At 42.2% G+C, this 13,766-nt stretch carries 14 protein-coding genes; all 14 read right to left on the bottom strand.

Annotated elements, in window-relative coordinates:
• Entirely contained in the window at window positions 1-1,470 is a 1,470-nt protein-coding gene (gene rng / locus DZ860_RS12400) for a ribonuclease G (RefSeq protein WP_120031709.1), read from the bottom strand.
• A gap of 19 nt (window positions 1,471-1,489) precedes the next feature.
• Entirely contained in the window at window positions 1,490-2,050 is a 561-nt protein-coding gene (locus DZ860_RS12395; RefSeq protein ID WP_120031707.1) for a Maf family protein, read from the bottom strand.
• 3 nt (window positions 2,051-2,053) lie between these two features.
• Entirely contained in the window at window positions 2,054-2,542 is a 489-nt protein-coding gene (mreD, locus tag DZ860_RS12390; protein WP_120031705.1) for a rod shape-determining protein MreD, read from the bottom strand.
• On the bottom strand, window positions 2,532-3,419 hold the full coding sequence (gene mreC, locus DZ860_RS12385) for a rod shape-determining protein MreC (protein WP_120031703.1): 888 nt from the start codon (window positions 3,417-3,419) through the stop codon (window positions 2,532-2,534). The genes mreD and mreC overlap by 11 nt, the downstream gene beginning before the upstream one ends.
• A 59-nt stretch (window positions 3,420-3,478) precedes the next feature.
• Complete coding sequence (locus DZ860_RS12380; protein ID WP_120031701.1) at window positions 3,479-4,522, bottom strand: rod shape-determining protein; 1,044 nt, start codon at window positions 4,520-4,522, stop codon at window positions 3,479-3,481.
• A 151-nt stretch (window positions 4,523-4,673) separates the two neighbouring features.
• Window positions 4,674-8,594, bottom strand: coding sequence for a DUF6701 domain-containing protein (locus DZ860_RS12375; RefSeq protein WP_120031699.1), 3,921 nt, complete (start codon window positions 8,592-8,594; stop codon window positions 4,674-4,676).
• Window positions 8,591-9,043, bottom strand: coding sequence for an MSHA biogenesis protein MshP (locus tag DZ860_RS12370; RefSeq protein ID WP_120031697.1), 453 nt, complete (start codon window positions 9,041-9,043; stop codon window positions 8,591-8,593). The genes DZ860_RS12375 and DZ860_RS12370 overlap by 4 nt, the downstream gene beginning before the upstream one ends.
• On the bottom strand, window positions 9,033-9,770 hold the full coding sequence (locus DZ860_RS12365) for a PilW family protein (protein WP_120031696.1): 738 nt from the start codon (window positions 9,768-9,770) through the stop codon (window positions 9,033-9,035). Before DZ860_RS12365 ends, DZ860_RS12370 begins: the two co-directional genes overlap by 11 nt.
• Window positions 9,770-10,312, bottom strand: a complete 543-nt coding sequence (locus DZ860_RS12360) for a type IV pilus modification PilV family protein (protein ID WP_120031695.1) — start codon at window positions 10,310-10,312, stop codon at window positions 9,770-9,772. The genes DZ860_RS12365 and DZ860_RS12360 overlap by 1 nt, the downstream gene beginning before the upstream one ends.
• Window positions 10,312-10,785 carry a type II secretion system protein gene (locus DZ860_RS12355; protein ID WP_120031693.1) on the bottom strand — a complete coding sequence of 158 codons (474 nt, stop codon included), beginning with the start codon at window positions 10,783-10,785 and terminating at the stop codon, window positions 10,312-10,314. Before DZ860_RS12355 ends, DZ860_RS12360 begins: the two co-directional genes overlap by 1 nt.
• A gap of 118 nt (window positions 10,786-10,903) precedes the next feature.
• Entirely contained in the window at window positions 10,904-11,392 is a 489-nt protein-coding gene (locus tag DZ860_RS12350) for a type II secretion system protein (protein WP_120031692.1), read from the bottom strand.
• A 30-nt stretch (window positions 11,393-11,422) separates the two neighbouring features.
• Window positions 11,423-11,998 carry a prepilin-type N-terminal cleavage/methylation domain-containing protein gene (locus tag DZ860_RS12345; RefSeq protein WP_120031690.1) on the bottom strand — a complete coding sequence of 192 codons (576 nt, stop codon included), beginning with the start codon at window positions 11,996-11,998 and terminating at the stop codon, window positions 11,423-11,425.
• A gap of 78 nt (window positions 11,999-12,076) precedes the next feature.
• Window positions 12,077-12,538, bottom strand: coding sequence for an MSHA biogenesis protein MshF (locus tag DZ860_RS12340; RefSeq protein ID WP_120031688.1), 462 nt, complete (start codon window positions 12,536-12,538; stop codon window positions 12,077-12,079).
• Between the two features lies 1 nt (window position 12,539).
• Window positions 12,540-13,760: a type II secretion system F family protein gene (locus DZ860_RS12335; protein ID WP_120031686.1), complete on the bottom strand. Its 1,221-nt coding sequence runs from the start codon at window positions 13,758-13,760 to the stop codon at window positions 12,540-12,542.
• Window positions 13,761-13,766: the final 6 nt, after the last annotated feature.

The raw sequence follows: 13,766 nt of genomic DNA, 5'->3' as shown, positions 1-13,766 counted from the left end.
TTACATCATAACGACATCAAATTGCTCTTGAATATAAAGAGGTTCCGCTTGAATCTTCACTTGTTTACCAATGAATACTTCCAATTCCGCTAATGCATGTGATTCATCGCCATGTAGCGTATCTGCAACAGCTGGCGCTGCATAGACAACGAATTTATCCGCATCATAAGCACGATTTACACGGGTAACTTCACGCAGGATCTCATAACAAACACTTTCAACGGTCTTAACGCTGCCTCGACCTTCACAGGTTGGACATGAAGAGCAGAGAATATGTTCAATGCTTTCTCGCGTTCTTTTACGAGTCATTTCCACCAAACCAAGTTGGGTGAAACCGTTAATGTTGGTTTTTACGCGATCTTTCTCAAGTGCTACTTCTAATGATGCCAAAACGCGCTTGCGATGATCTTCAGATAACATATCAATAAAATCGATAATGATAATGCCACCTAGATTTCGCAAACGAAGTTGTCGAGCAATCGCTTGAGTCGCTTCAACATTAGTATTGAAGATGGTCTCTTCCAAATTACGACGACCAACGAAAGCGCCAGTATTGATATCAACCGTCGTCATTGCTTCAGTTTGATCAATAATCAGGTAACCACCTGACTTTAACTCTACTTTTCGTTCTAGCGAACGCTGAATTTCATTTTCAGTATCGTAGAGATCGAAAATAGGCTTATCACCTTCATAAAGCTGAAGTTTATCAGTCAATTCTGGAACATATTCAGAGGTAAACTCTTTTAAGTTCTCAAACTCTAAACGAGAATCGACTAAAATATTGGTCAATTCCGTACCAACGAAGTCACGTAAAATTCGCTGCGACAAACCCAATTCACCGTATAAGGTCGAACGAGTTTTGTATTTTGCACGGCGATCTTTTACTTTTGACCAAAGACGCTTCAAAAAAGCCGCATCTTGAGACAACTCTTTTTCATCCGCTCCCTCAGCAGCAGTTCGAATGATAAAGCCACCATCATCATCACAATAATGAGAGACCACTTTTTTTAATCTATCTCGTTCTTTTTCACTATCAATGCGTTGAGAAACACCAACATGGCTAGCTCCTGGCATAAAAACAAGATAGCGAGATGGTAAGGTGATATCTGTCGTTAGACGAGCCCCTTTGGTGCCTAATGGATCTTTCACCACTTGGACGACAATATCTTGTCCTTGGCGGACCAATTCTGAAATATCACGTACCTGAAATTGCTGCTTCTCATTTTCAGCAACACATTCAGTATGAGGAACGATATCTGAAGCGTGTAAGAAAGCGGCTTTTTCTAAGCCAATATCAACAAACGCAGCTTGCATTCCTGGCAATACTCGGCTCACTTTGCCTTTGTAAATATTACCAACAATACCTCTTTTAGATTCACGTTCCACATGGATTTCTTGTAGGGTCCCCCCTTCAATCATGGCCACACGAATTTCGCTCGGGGTCACGTTGATCAGCAACTCAGCATTCATGAGTGCACCTCAATATAAATTATAAAAATTTGTGCAAGAGCTGGTCAGTTTCAAATAATGGTAACCCGACAACAGCGTAATAACTGCCCTCGATGCGCGTAACAAATCGCCCACCAATGCCTTGAATTCCATAACTGCCTGCTTTATCGCACGGTTCACCCGTTTGCCAATATTGTTCGATTTCTTTTTCTGACAGGGTCTTGAACCATACGTCTGTAATAACGAGTACTGTTTCGTGACTATCTTGTGTCGCCACGGTTACGGCAGTCATCACTTGATGGCTACGTCCAGATAACATCTCCAGCATACGCTTTGCATGCTGAAAATCATCGGGTTTTTCTAAAACTGAGTGGTCACAGACGACAATTGTATCTGAACCTATGACCACTGCCTCTGGCGCTAACGTTACACCTGCCATTGCTTTGTCTAAAGATAGGCGGGAAACGTATTGTTCGGCGGTTTCATGAGGTTGGCGAGACTCCTCAACATCCGTTTTTATCACGGCGAACTGATATCCGAGTTGCTCAAGCAACTCTTTTCTTCTTGGTGAACCAGATGCAAGAAGCAGCGACTTACCCATTAATTACCTCACATGCCAGTGGCGACGTACTCTTCTCATGAGTAAGAACAACCAAGGCCAAAGAATACAGTTAATCATGCCACTCCACAGGGACATAGGATTAAAAGTGATATCTTGGATGAGGTATTCACCGAAGAAGATCATGACTTCTAAAACCATCGACAACAAACCGATAATGATCGCCTGTTGCCACAATGCCATATTTCGTAACACCAAAAAATTAAGCGCAACAAGGTAGATGACGATCGACATCATCATGCCTCGAATCCCCAATGTTGACCCCAGTAATAGGTCCCAAATCAAACCCAAGATCAGCGCTGTCCCCACGTTAATACGATGAGGCAAAGCAAGCACCCAATAACAGATGACCAAAAATAGCCATGATGGCCGCAGCAGATCAAAAACACCCGGCCATGGGATCGTTTGCAACACTAAAGCAATCAAAAATGAACAGGCGATAATAAATCGGCCTTTGAAAACTCTATTGGCCACTTTCAATTACCTCAGACATATTTTCAGGGCTTGCTAGCTGAATTTTCTCTTGTCGAGAGTCGCTCGGCCAGATTAATAGTAAGTAGCGCAAACGCTCAAAATCCACCACAGGATCAGCTTCGATCACAGCAAATTCTCGACGAGAATCTCGTTCAACTTTTGAGATATGAGCAACAGGATAACCTTCAGGATAAACACCACCTAAACCAGATGTCACCAACAAGTCCCCTTCCTGAATATCAGTACTAATCGGAATATGTTCTAGATGGATACGATCTACTTGTCCATTACCAGAAGCGATGACTCGAATGTCATTTCGGATAACCTGTACTGGGATCGCACTGATACTATCGGTCAGTAATAGTACCCGACTGTTATGCGCAGAAACGAATGTGACTTGACCAACGATCCCTTTTTCATTCGCGACCGGTTGCCCAACATACACACCATCGATCTGTCCTTTATCAATGACAACTTGATGACGATAAGGGGAGGTATCAACAGCCATTACTTCCGCGACAACTTTACGTTCATCACGAACAAATGAAGAGCCGAGCAATTTTCTTAGGCGTTGGTTTTCTTCTCGATATTGATCAAGAAGTAATAAATCATTTTTGAGGCGTAGTACTTCTCGTTTAAGCGTGTAGTTGCTTTCCATCGCGCTTTGGCGAGTATTAAAACGCTCATAGAAACCATCAAACATGGTTCGCGGCACATCAGCAGCATACTGAATGGGTGCCACCACGCTATTCAAAATATAGCGAACCTGAGCAAAAGCGCCTAAACGACTATCAGCCAGCATTAGGCTGGCTGATAGAATCACGGCGAAAAATAGACGTAATTGAAGTGAAGGTCCTCGGCCAAAAATAGGCTTCATCGATTATTGAGTTCCTTTTTCATTTTTTATGGCTCTATATAAAAGCAGAGCCACTACGATTATTCTTCGCTAAACAGATCGCCACCGTGCATGTCGATCATTTCTAATGCTTTACCGCCACCACGAGCCACACAAGTCAGTGGATCTTCAGCGATAACAACAGGGATACCTGTTTCTTCAGTTAATAGGCGATCAATATCTTTTAGTAACGCACCACCGCCAGTCAACACCATGCCATTTTCTGAAATATCAGAAGCTAGTTCAGGTGGACACTGCTCAAGCGCAACCATAACGGCTGATACAATACCAGTTAACGGTTCTTGTAGAGCTTCTAGAATTTCATTTGAATTCAAGCTAAAGCTACGAGGTACACCTTCTGCAAGGTTACGACCACGAACTTCAATCTCTTGAACTTCATCGCCAGGGTAAGCAGAACCGATTTCATGTTTGATTTTTTCAGCGGTTGCTTCACCAATTAAGCTGCCGTAGTTACGACGAACATAATTAATGATCGCTTCATCAAAGCGGTCACCACCGATACGAACAGATGAAGAGTAAACCACACCGTTTAGTGAGATAACTGCAACTTCTGTTGTACCACCACCGATATCAACCACCATTGAACCTGTTGGCTCAGAAACGCGAAGGCCCGCACCAATTGCAGCCGCCATTGGCTCATCAATTAGGTAAACTTCACGAGCGCCAGCGCCCAATGCTGATTCACGAATCGCACGACGTTCAACTTGTGTTGAACCACATGGCACACAAACCAGTACGCGTGGACTTGGTTTTAATACACTGTTGTCATGCACTTGCTTAATGAAATGCTGCAACATTTTTTCAGTGACGTAGAAGTCTGCAATTACACCGTCTTTCATTGGACGAATAGCAGAGATGTTACCCGGAGTACGACCTAACATCTGTTTTGCTGCATGGCCGACAGCTGCAACACTTTTGCCAGCGCGGTTGCGATCTTGTCGAATTGCAACAACTGAAGGTTCATCAAGAACGATGCCTTGGCCTTTAACGTAAATTAGAGTGTTGGCGGTACCTAAATCGATCGACAGATCATTAGAAAAAATGCCACGAAGTTTTTTGAACATATTCTTCGCTCGTCCTGAAAGAATTATAAGATAGAAAATTGCACTAAATGTACCAATGCCTCGCCATCACAGCAAGGCATTGTGGTACAAACATGGAGTGAAACACGCAATTTCTAACAGTTTCCTTACTTAGCGAGTTTTTTTGACAGTGTTACTGCCCCATCACTCCCGATTCACCACGGAAAATGATCTTGTCATTACCTCGGTAGATCCCAAATGTGACGGCCGTTGATGGATCTTCATCGCCCTGACCTCTCCAGTTGTACTGCAACCAGGGTTGCTCAAGGTAACTTGAGCCGCAATCAACAGAATCCAAACTTTGTTGCGGTGAACTCGCGGCCATACGCATCCAAAAGCGTACTTGTTCTCGAATGGCGCTGTTAGTGCTGTCCGCTTTGGCCTTCAATTTATCAAATTCGCCATCGACAACCTCTTCAACTGGATCAGAACCTATCAGTGAAGAATTGGTTGGCGCGCTCATACCATCATCGAGCCATAAGGTTTCTTTACACAAGTAATCATCATTAGAAATCACCTGACTCTGGTTATCATTATCTGCCAATGTGAAACGCTCACCATCCCAGTATTCCGTGCGTAAAGGCACACCAAACTCAGAACCCGCCGTTCCCCCAACACTACCAAGCGACATGCGCCCATAGTGTGCTTGTGGTTGAGTTGGCAAATCTTGTTGCAATACCGCTTCTCCCTCAACAATAAACGTCGCTGGATCCACGATGCCAGTTAGACCAAGTGCGTACTTTGTTTCTATCGCTTTATCATCTGAGGTATTTAAAGGGCCGTTTGGAATCGTCTTCAATGGTGTTAGCTTTTTCACTTCTCGAGTCACTGATGAGTCAGTATCCGTGACAACCCACGCAGAATTGCCACTATCTTCAACCCAGCGACCGCTCGAAGTATTGAGAATCAGTTGATTAGGCACTTTCGTATCTTGAATCAGCTCAAAATCAACCGTTAACTGAGGATCGAACCAATGATAGTTTTTCAAAGCTTGTGTGCTCACTTCTTTAGCAAAAGCCTCTACATATACTTTGGCAGATTGATACGGTTGCGCCATATATGCGGTGCTGCCTAACCCTGACTGAGGTAAAAATTCAGAAGTACGAATAGCAAAATGATCAGGGTAAAAGCGTCCAATATCGCGATAACCAAGATCGATATTCATACCAAAGTAAGGGGCTGAAGCCGCAGCGGTCAACTTGAGTACCCCCACCTCACTCCAATCTAAATCAGAAAATTGATAATAGTGATTATTTTTGCTCACCGAATCGGTATAAGCCTTTGACGTATTACCTGACAGCACGCCTTTTTCTTTACCTGCAGGTTCGGCGACATCATGGGTGAGTACAACATCAATAAGTTCTGCTCCAGCACTCTCACCCTGACCTAAGAAAAAGTTCTGAGTGACTAATCTTGAGTCGCAGTAATTATTGGCGGTTTCAATCGGCGAAGATTGGTTAGCCATCCATCTAATCGGCAAAACATTGGTTGCAAACTTCTCACCCGCTGCGACAAATCGAGCACTGTCCTTGTTGATAATATTGCCTTGCGGTAACGCTCCAGTGTTACTATCACAAATAGCAAACGTCCATGGACGAGCTTTAAAGCTAAAGTCACCCGCTATTTTTTTCTTATCCTCTATCGGACAACCGTCGATATCAGCACCAAAATCACTACACTGGATGGTATCGGTCAAGCTTCCAGTAAATTTCCCAGCATCATTAAACGTTAACGATGCTTCCGCGATACCTGATACAAATGGCGCATTAAACGATAATTTAGTGCGGTTGTCTGTCCAATTTCCCGGCGTAAACGAACTACTCGAAATATTGATTTCATTCAGTGTTTTTTCATAATTGGTCGTCACAGGCTTACCGGAACTGCACGCTAACGCTTTGATTGCAAAAGTAGCGGGTTTACCCGCAATAAGTTCGAGCTCTGCCCCCTCATTGATTTCAAATTTCAATGGGGTAAATAGCACATTACTACTATCACTAACGGAGGTGTTCGACTGAAGCGTGGCATTCACCACGACACTTTCGTATTTATTGTCTTTTTTATCGACACTAAATTCGTAACGTCCATCCGTCGTGTTAAAATCTAGTGAGCTAATCGCCATTTTTCCTGGAGTGGGTGTTGTTAATGAAACTACATCGTCACCAACGTCGTACAACTGCGCGCCACTTTGATCGTAAGCCACCACATAGACTTTCTCAGTGTCATCACAGGTCAAATGGTAATTGTTAGGAATGATATCAATTCGTGCGATTTTGCTTTCTACAGGTGGGGGACAATTGAATTCACCGGCAATAATTTTACTGTTACTTTTTAAAAAATTAATTTCTTTAGCAGTAATTCCGCCAGTAAATACATTATTATTGTTATTTTCTCCAACATAAAAACCTGATGAAAGGCTACTAATATGGATATATGCATTTATCTTTATATTATTATTTTTTTTATTATTAATATAAAAACCAGAGTAATACCCATGACCTAAAAAAAGCAACTTATGAATACTATTTTCATTAATTAAAATATTATTCCCATAAAAAAAGATTCTATTGTAGTTAATCTGAGTATCATTTTTTAGTAACAGTTGAGCATTTTGTTCAAAAACTAATTCATTAATTTCATAATAATCACCGGATAATGTCAGCTTTGCATCCTGACCTACTCGTACTTGATTATACTTTCCTGATGCTAAAGTACACTCTCCATTACAATGGAACTGAGAATTATCAAAATCAGTCAAAGTATTTAGTTGAAATGGGAAACCATCATACGTTTTATCCTTGGATATCACGCATTTTTCTTTTCCTTGCCCATAATCACAAGAATCACTACTCGAACTGCTGCCAAATGACAATATGTTACTCGTCTTTAACTCGATCGTGCTTTTATCCGAAACAGATAGAGCACCGTTCGGTTTGAGAACTCCAGTTGAATCTCTTACATAATCGTTGGTCTGCGCCACATCCGGCACATATTTACAAATATCAATATCTGATGGTGGAAGAGGTTTAGCGTTGCTTTCAAAGGCTAAATACCCTACATATTCATCCGCACCATGGGAACGATTCCTCACATTATCTTCATCAAAGGCAAAGCTAAATCCAGATTTAGTATCACTACTTCTTTGCTGGCAGTAGCGTAACCAGCCACCATCTGGGCCATTTCGGGTCTGCTTATTAGTAATCACACCAAATTCTGAGTACACATTTTTGGTCTTAATTCTATTTTCATAACACGAGTTTTCTATCGGAGTACGACCATCATCTGCTTCCTGATCGAAATCATCATGTGGACGATAAAACTCGACTTTTGTGTCTTTGCTATCATTGAAGCCATGAAATTGAGGTGCTGCAATATATGCAATTTTTTCTGTTACCCACGAAGGTAATGAGCCTTGGCGCCCGCGCTCTATGGCGATATTAAAACTCGAGGAGTTAACATTACTTAGTGCACTAGATACCCAGTAGTTATGGTTATTATTACGCTTTTGGATCTGAGCTAAAACGACTGGTTGACTATAGTGAGATATTCCATACCGAACATTTGACCAGCTGTATCGAGCATGATAACCACTTTGCCCCTTATACTGGTCTCTATTGGTTTCAACAACCCCAACCTCAACTATTTTTTTATTATTTTTGTGGTCAAAGAAAGTTAACTTCCCTGGGTCTGAAACCATATAATAGATTGACTGCATTTTATCAGCATAATAATGATTAGGCATTGCATCCGAATATATTGTTGCTCCATTTGTGGTTACATTATATATGGAAAGTTTTGTTGGATAGCTATACTCACTATTAGCCCCATCAACAGAAGCCATTAGAAACACCACAGGATTGTGGTAGGTTTTATTGAATTTTATTTCGCAACCATTATTACACTGTTTATTTTTAAGAACACCAAACTCATAATTAGAACCTGTTAACTTAGATCCTGAAGATTTAATCACAGAGGCCGAATTCGAGTTAGATAACTCATTGGCGAAACTAACGCTGCTCCACAACAAACAAACTAGAATACCAATCCATCGATTCATTGAATGCTCTCCATCAACCAAATGTCTTCTGCTCGCTCAGTCTGTAAAGTACCGCTACCGCAAGCGACACGACTACTGAGTTTAAAGTATTTTTTATTATCTAATTGCCCAACAGAGGCGCAGTTGAGCGAAACAAGCTCGCAATTCAAGGTAACAGGCTCAAACAGTGTTTGCGCCCCATTCACTATGCTTAACGATAAGGGTGTCTTACATTGTTCATCAATGGTAACTGGCGTGGCATCATTTAACGGGTAAAAACGCGTTAAGGTATATTCATTTACTGACTGGGCTAATAACCACGCTTGCGTCCCTAAAACATCACGAGAATGCGCTTCACTATTTGACCATTGGATACGGGTCAATGCTGTCGCTAGAAAGCCCATCACGACCAACACAAAAATAATCACCACGTAGATGCTGCCATTTTGCTTTTGTGAATTATGGTACATTTAACACCTGCACTTGCTGCTGATAGTGACTGGTTTCGCCACCTTGTGAAAAGCTCAAATCAATATGCACAATGCCACTATTTTGTACGGTGGCAGGTTGGTACTTCAAAGTCCCGATCACGCTAAAATCGCCATCTCCTCCATCCGTTAATGGTTGGTCATTTCGTTCCACTCTTTGGTTTTTGAGGCAATAAGTAATCGGCTGACCATCTGTAATATAAAGGCGGTGAGCGACTGAGTTACCAATAAGATCATGGGCAGCTCCCACTAAGCTAAACGTCGCGCCAGAAACGGCTGGAGAGGTAAATTCTTCGACGCTACTCAAGCTAAACACGTTATCAAGATCAGCTAAACTGTCCGATGAACCAATCAGTTCCGTCGGATTGATGACTAAGGTTAATGGCTTGAGCTTATTGGCATCAATACCCTCATCCCCAACAATAAAATTGAGATTTGCACCAGATACGGCGTAAAAACCTGACTCACGAATACTATAAAACGACAAACAGTTATCTTGCTGAATAAAAATATTCGGTACCGCATGGCGGATTTCTCGAGTCATTTTCTCTAAGACAAATTTGGCCTGAGTCTGGAGGCGCTGGCGCTCAACACTGTCGGCATAGCCCTTAGTCCCGAATTCAACAAACCCAGCAATACCCATCACTAATATCGCCCCAACCACCAAAGTTAGGACCATTTCAATCAAGGTAAATCCTTTAGTTTTCACTAGTAATTCCCTCGATATGCGGTGAGTTCAATCGGCGCTTGATTAGCGGCTTCAATGAGTAAATCAATCCGTTTTAATACATTAACCTGTTGATAGGTGACAGCAACATCAATTCTAAAATTAACGTAGCTCTCTTTATTTTGGTCTTCGAGCAATAAGCTTAAATCTTTACACGGAGAGCCCGTACCCCCAACGACCCAGCAGCCTTTGAAATCGTCGACATCGTTATATTTTGATGGCGTCGTTTCGCCAGCATCTGGACCAAATTTCGCTGTTTCGCCATCTTCAGGGGTACAAACACTAAGTGGAGCTTCGCTACAACGCTGATTACCACCAAAAGGGTCTTGGACTTGATCAAACCCTTTTGACAATATTTGTCCCATGATGCTTTGCCCCAAGGCGACAGCGCGGGTTTGATAATGAGGATCCGCAGAACGGGCAATTTGAGGCGCTAAGAATCGCATGATGGTGATCATCGCTAATCCCATCACCACAATAACAATGACACTCTCAATCAAGGTAAAGCCGCGCAGGCGTTTCATCAGCACCCTCCCTGCGAAATATAACCGTTGGGGTGAATGCAGATTGAAGCTTGGCTTTTCGTGCCGCGAATAGCGATTTCAACTCCGGCACTTGCCGTATTTAATGGGTTACCGAGTAGATCAAATTCGACCGTAGTTAGGTTTGGCGTAGCTTGGAATGTTACGTCATCAAAGCTAACCCAATCACTGCGACTCGCCGCTGCGTCAGTTGATAAGTTACAGGCAGCAACGGAGCCGATACAGTTATTTTTGATCGCTACGATAAAGTTGTTGTTAGCAGGCAAAGAGTTGGATTGCATGCGACTGACCTGTACTTGACGAAGTACTGCGATGGCATTGTCTTGAGCGACAAGTGCAGAAAAGCTGCCCAAACCACTATAACGGCTTGCAGCAAAAAGAGAGATGATGGCCAGTAGCAAGATAACAACGATAAGCTCGACCAAGGTAAATCCGAACGCTTTGGTTCTATGCATAACACCTTTGCCTGCAGATTCTAAATCGTTTGAATTATAACAAGTTAGCACTTAGGGTGCGAATGAAAGGAAATGGTGGATAAGAAAAAGGCCAGCGTAGCTGGCCTTTAAAACAAAACTATAGTGTTGCTTTTTTACAGTCGGTTGGAACTTCAGAAACGTTAACTGATGCCGCTGCTGCAGAAGTTGCTTCTGTGTATTTCACACATGCATCGGTATAATCTTTAATACCAAATGTTGCAGCTACAGGCGTTACATCATCAATTACCTGAATAAATTGAAAATCTTCATTAGTACCAATACCTTCAACAATCGCAGAGATATCAGCATCAGTTGCTTTAGGGTAACCATACACAATATTCACACTATCAGTACCAATACCGGTACTCACTGAACCCGTTGGAGAGCTCTCTTGTCCCGCGATCGCCGCTTTACCGTAAACCATTGAAGAGGCACCTTGTACTGCACCCGCTAGACCTTTCAAGGTTGCGTCTTTTGCATCATCTTGCAGGTTTAGGAAACGAGGCGCTGCCGTTACAGCCAGAATACCAAGAATTACAATTACCACCACTAGCTCAATCAGGGTGAAACCGCCTTGTCTTTTCATAGTTTGGATCTCTTTATAAGTTATGCAGAATTACTGCAGTGTTACGGTCACACGACCTGTTTTAATTTCATAAACAAACTGATGATCCGTTCCGCCCTCTTTTTGTACGTAAGTACAAGTGGCATTTGGCGCATCCGCTTGGGCTGAGTATTTAATATTTCTGTTATCTTTTGAATTAATTACAGTATCAACTTTTGGAGGGTTTTGGAGCAAGTTCTCCATTAAGTCAATACAGGCTTGATCTGTTAAGCTCGTCGGATAATTACCATTTTCTTCATACAAAGCAAATGGGTAACCATCTCTAAAATCTGTGTCGCTACCATTTGATTCTTTTGCTCGGGTCAACCAAAAGTCCACACCATCGTAATCAATCAAATTGTAGTTTTCTGTACCAATGGTTTTGGATGGGCGAGCTTCTGCTTCCCATTGCGCTCTAGCAGAAAGTACTCCGGTGGCATATCCACCAGCAACACCTTCAATACTGGCCTTTTTGGCTTCATCGGTAACATCTAAAAAACGAGGTAGTGCAGCAACAGCCAGTAGTCCAACTACAACAATGACAACCACAAGCTCAACCAGAGAAAACCCCGACTGTTTGTTATCCATAATTCTCTATCTCGCTATTCAGTACAACGTATTATACCATTAATTTACATTAGAGCTACGGCCTAGTGTCAAAAAAACTTACCCTGACGTAAATCCGACGCCAACTTCAAACTTTTTATCTTTTAACCCTATCGTTAAATGCATATTAGGTGAAAATAGATACTCACATTTAAACGTAGAACCGTATGAATTATCAACAATACGTGATGGTAAATCACCATAAACGTGCTGTTGTGGGTATAAAATAGTAAACCACCGCTGACAATCAACTTGATCGCCGCTCAAATTTGGCACCACCCATCCGTTTTTAGAATACTTAACACGATTGCCCTGCAACTTTAGTTCATCGGGATTGTTATGCAGTAACCACTGTTGTTTATAGTAATTCGCTCGTTCGACAATACTATTGCTCGCCAACAATAATGCCGTTTGATTTGCATCTTTCTCTATTCCTTTGGCTACAAGCAAACAACTTAAAACCAAGACCATAACGACAAGAAACCAAACCGCGACTCGTAAACGTCTTATATAAGCGGTCATATTACCCCTTAATTGCGTCCAACATGCCCCACATTGGCAGGAAGATACCCAATGCTAGGATTAATACCATGCCAGCAACCACAACTAATAAAAATGGCTCAATTCGTGCGGTAAGGGTTTTCAAATCATAATCAACTTCACGATCATAAAAATCGGCGACTTCGAGTAGTAGTTCATCAATTCGTCCCGTCTCTTCACCAACAGAAATCATTTGAATGACCAATGGGGTGAAAATTCCGCTATTAATCGCGGTAGAGGAGATCATGCCCCCCGCCTCAATTGCCCCTTTCATTTCCATCAAGCGAGCTTCAAGAAATTTGTTATCCAAAGATTCCGCCGATAAGGCAAGTGACTGATTCAACGGAACACCGGCTTGCAACATCAAGGCAAATGTTCGAGAAAAACGGGATAATTGAGCACGGTTAACAACCCCACCAATTATAGGCATTCGTAATCGAAACTTATCCCACCGTTCTCGCCCTTTAGCGGTATTTAACCACGCTTTAAACGCAAATAATGCCCCTAACATCACGGCAATGAGCGCGGCCCAATAGTTAACAAAGAACTCTGACATAGCGATCAATATTCGAGTCGGCAATGGCAAGTCCACTCCAAATCGAGCAAACATACCGGTGAACTGCGGAATCACTTTAATGTTTAAAATAAACATCGCAATTAAGATAAAGCTAATCACAAAGGTCGGATAACGCGTCGCGGTTTTAATTCTTTTGCGAGTTTCGAGTTCTTGTTCGTAATAGCCCGCCAATTGGTGTAACGCTTGATCTAGCCGACCGGTATTTTCACCCACGTTGATCATGGATACAAACAAGGGGCTAAATACACGTGGATACAACTGCATCGAACCAGATAGACTTCGACCATTAGTTAATTCTAAGGTGACCTCTTCTAAGGCTTCTTTAAGCTGCTTATTGGTACAGTTTTGAGACAAGCCTTTCATGGAGCGTAATAACGGTACACCCGCTTTGGTTAAGCTGTATAACTGACGGCAGAAAATAACCAGAACTTCCAACGGTACCGCTGGAATGAACCAAGATTTAATGTCTACATCAAAACCAGAGAAACTACTTTTTTCGCTAATCGATAAAGGAATAATGCCTTTGTTCATCAACGACTCAGCCGCAAGCTCCTGAGTCGCAGCTTCAACCTGACCAGAAACTTTACTTCCGTCTAAACTGCGACCTTGATAATGAAATACCGACATAATTGC

Origin of the sequence: Vibrio sinensis, assembly GCF_003605645.1 — a bacterium.
Taxonomy (GTDB): domain Bacteria; phylum Pseudomonadota; class Gammaproteobacteria; order Enterobacterales; family Vibrionaceae; genus Vibrio; species Vibrio sinensis.
The sequence above is the reverse complement of the archived record's forward strand: the minus strand, read 5'-3'. Positions and strand labels throughout refer to the sequence as shown.

Bases quoted from the DNA above. Each gene is read 5' to 3' on its own strand.
- DZ860_RS12355 (WP_120031693.1), bottom strand. From the start codon at position 10,785: ATGCATAGAACCAAAGCGTTCGGATTTACCTTGGTCGAGCTTATCGTT.
- DZ860_RS12375 (WP_120031699.1), bottom strand. From the start codon at position 8,594: ATGAATCGATGGATTGGTATTCTAGTTTGTTTGTTGTGGAGCAGCGTT.
- DZ860_RS12370 (WP_120031697.1), bottom strand. From the start codon at position 9,043: ATGTACCATAATTCACAAAAGCAAAATGGCAGCATCTACGTGGTGATT.
- DZ860_RS12340 (WP_120031688.1), bottom strand. From the start codon at position 12,538: ATGACCGCTTATATAAGACGTTTACGAGTCGCGGTTTGGTTTCTTGTC.
- DZ860_RS12380 (WP_120031701.1), bottom strand. From the start codon at position 4,522: ATGTTCAAAAAACTTCGTGGCATTTTTTCTAATGATCTGTCGATCGAT.
- DZ860_RS12350 (WP_120031692.1), bottom strand. From the start codon at position 11,392: ATGAAAAGACAAGGCGGTTTCACCCTGATTGAGCTAGTGGTGGTAATT.
- DZ860_RS12345 (WP_120031690.1), bottom strand. From the start codon at position 11,998: ATGGATAACAAACAGTCGGGGTTTTCTCTGGTTGAGCTTGTGGTTGTC.
- rng (WP_120031709.1), bottom strand. From the start codon at position 1,470: ATGAATGCTGAGTTGCTGATCAACGTGACCCCGAGCGAAATTCGTGTG.
- DZ860_RS12360 (WP_120031695.1), bottom strand. From the start codon at position 10,312: ATGAAACGCCTGCGCGGCTTTACCTTGATTGAGAGTGTCATTGTTATT.
- DZ860_RS12395 (WP_120031707.1), bottom strand. From the start codon at position 2,050: ATGGGTAAGTCGCTGCTTCTTGCATCTGGTTCACCAAGAAGAAAAGAG.
- mreC (WP_120031703.1), bottom strand. From the start codon at position 3,419: ATGAAGCCTATTTTTGGCCGAGGACCTTCACTTCAATTACGTCTATTT.
- DZ860_RS12335 (WP_120031686.1), bottom strand. From the start codon at position 13,760: ATGTCGGTATTTCATTATCAAGGTCGCAGTTTAGACGGAAGTAAAGTT.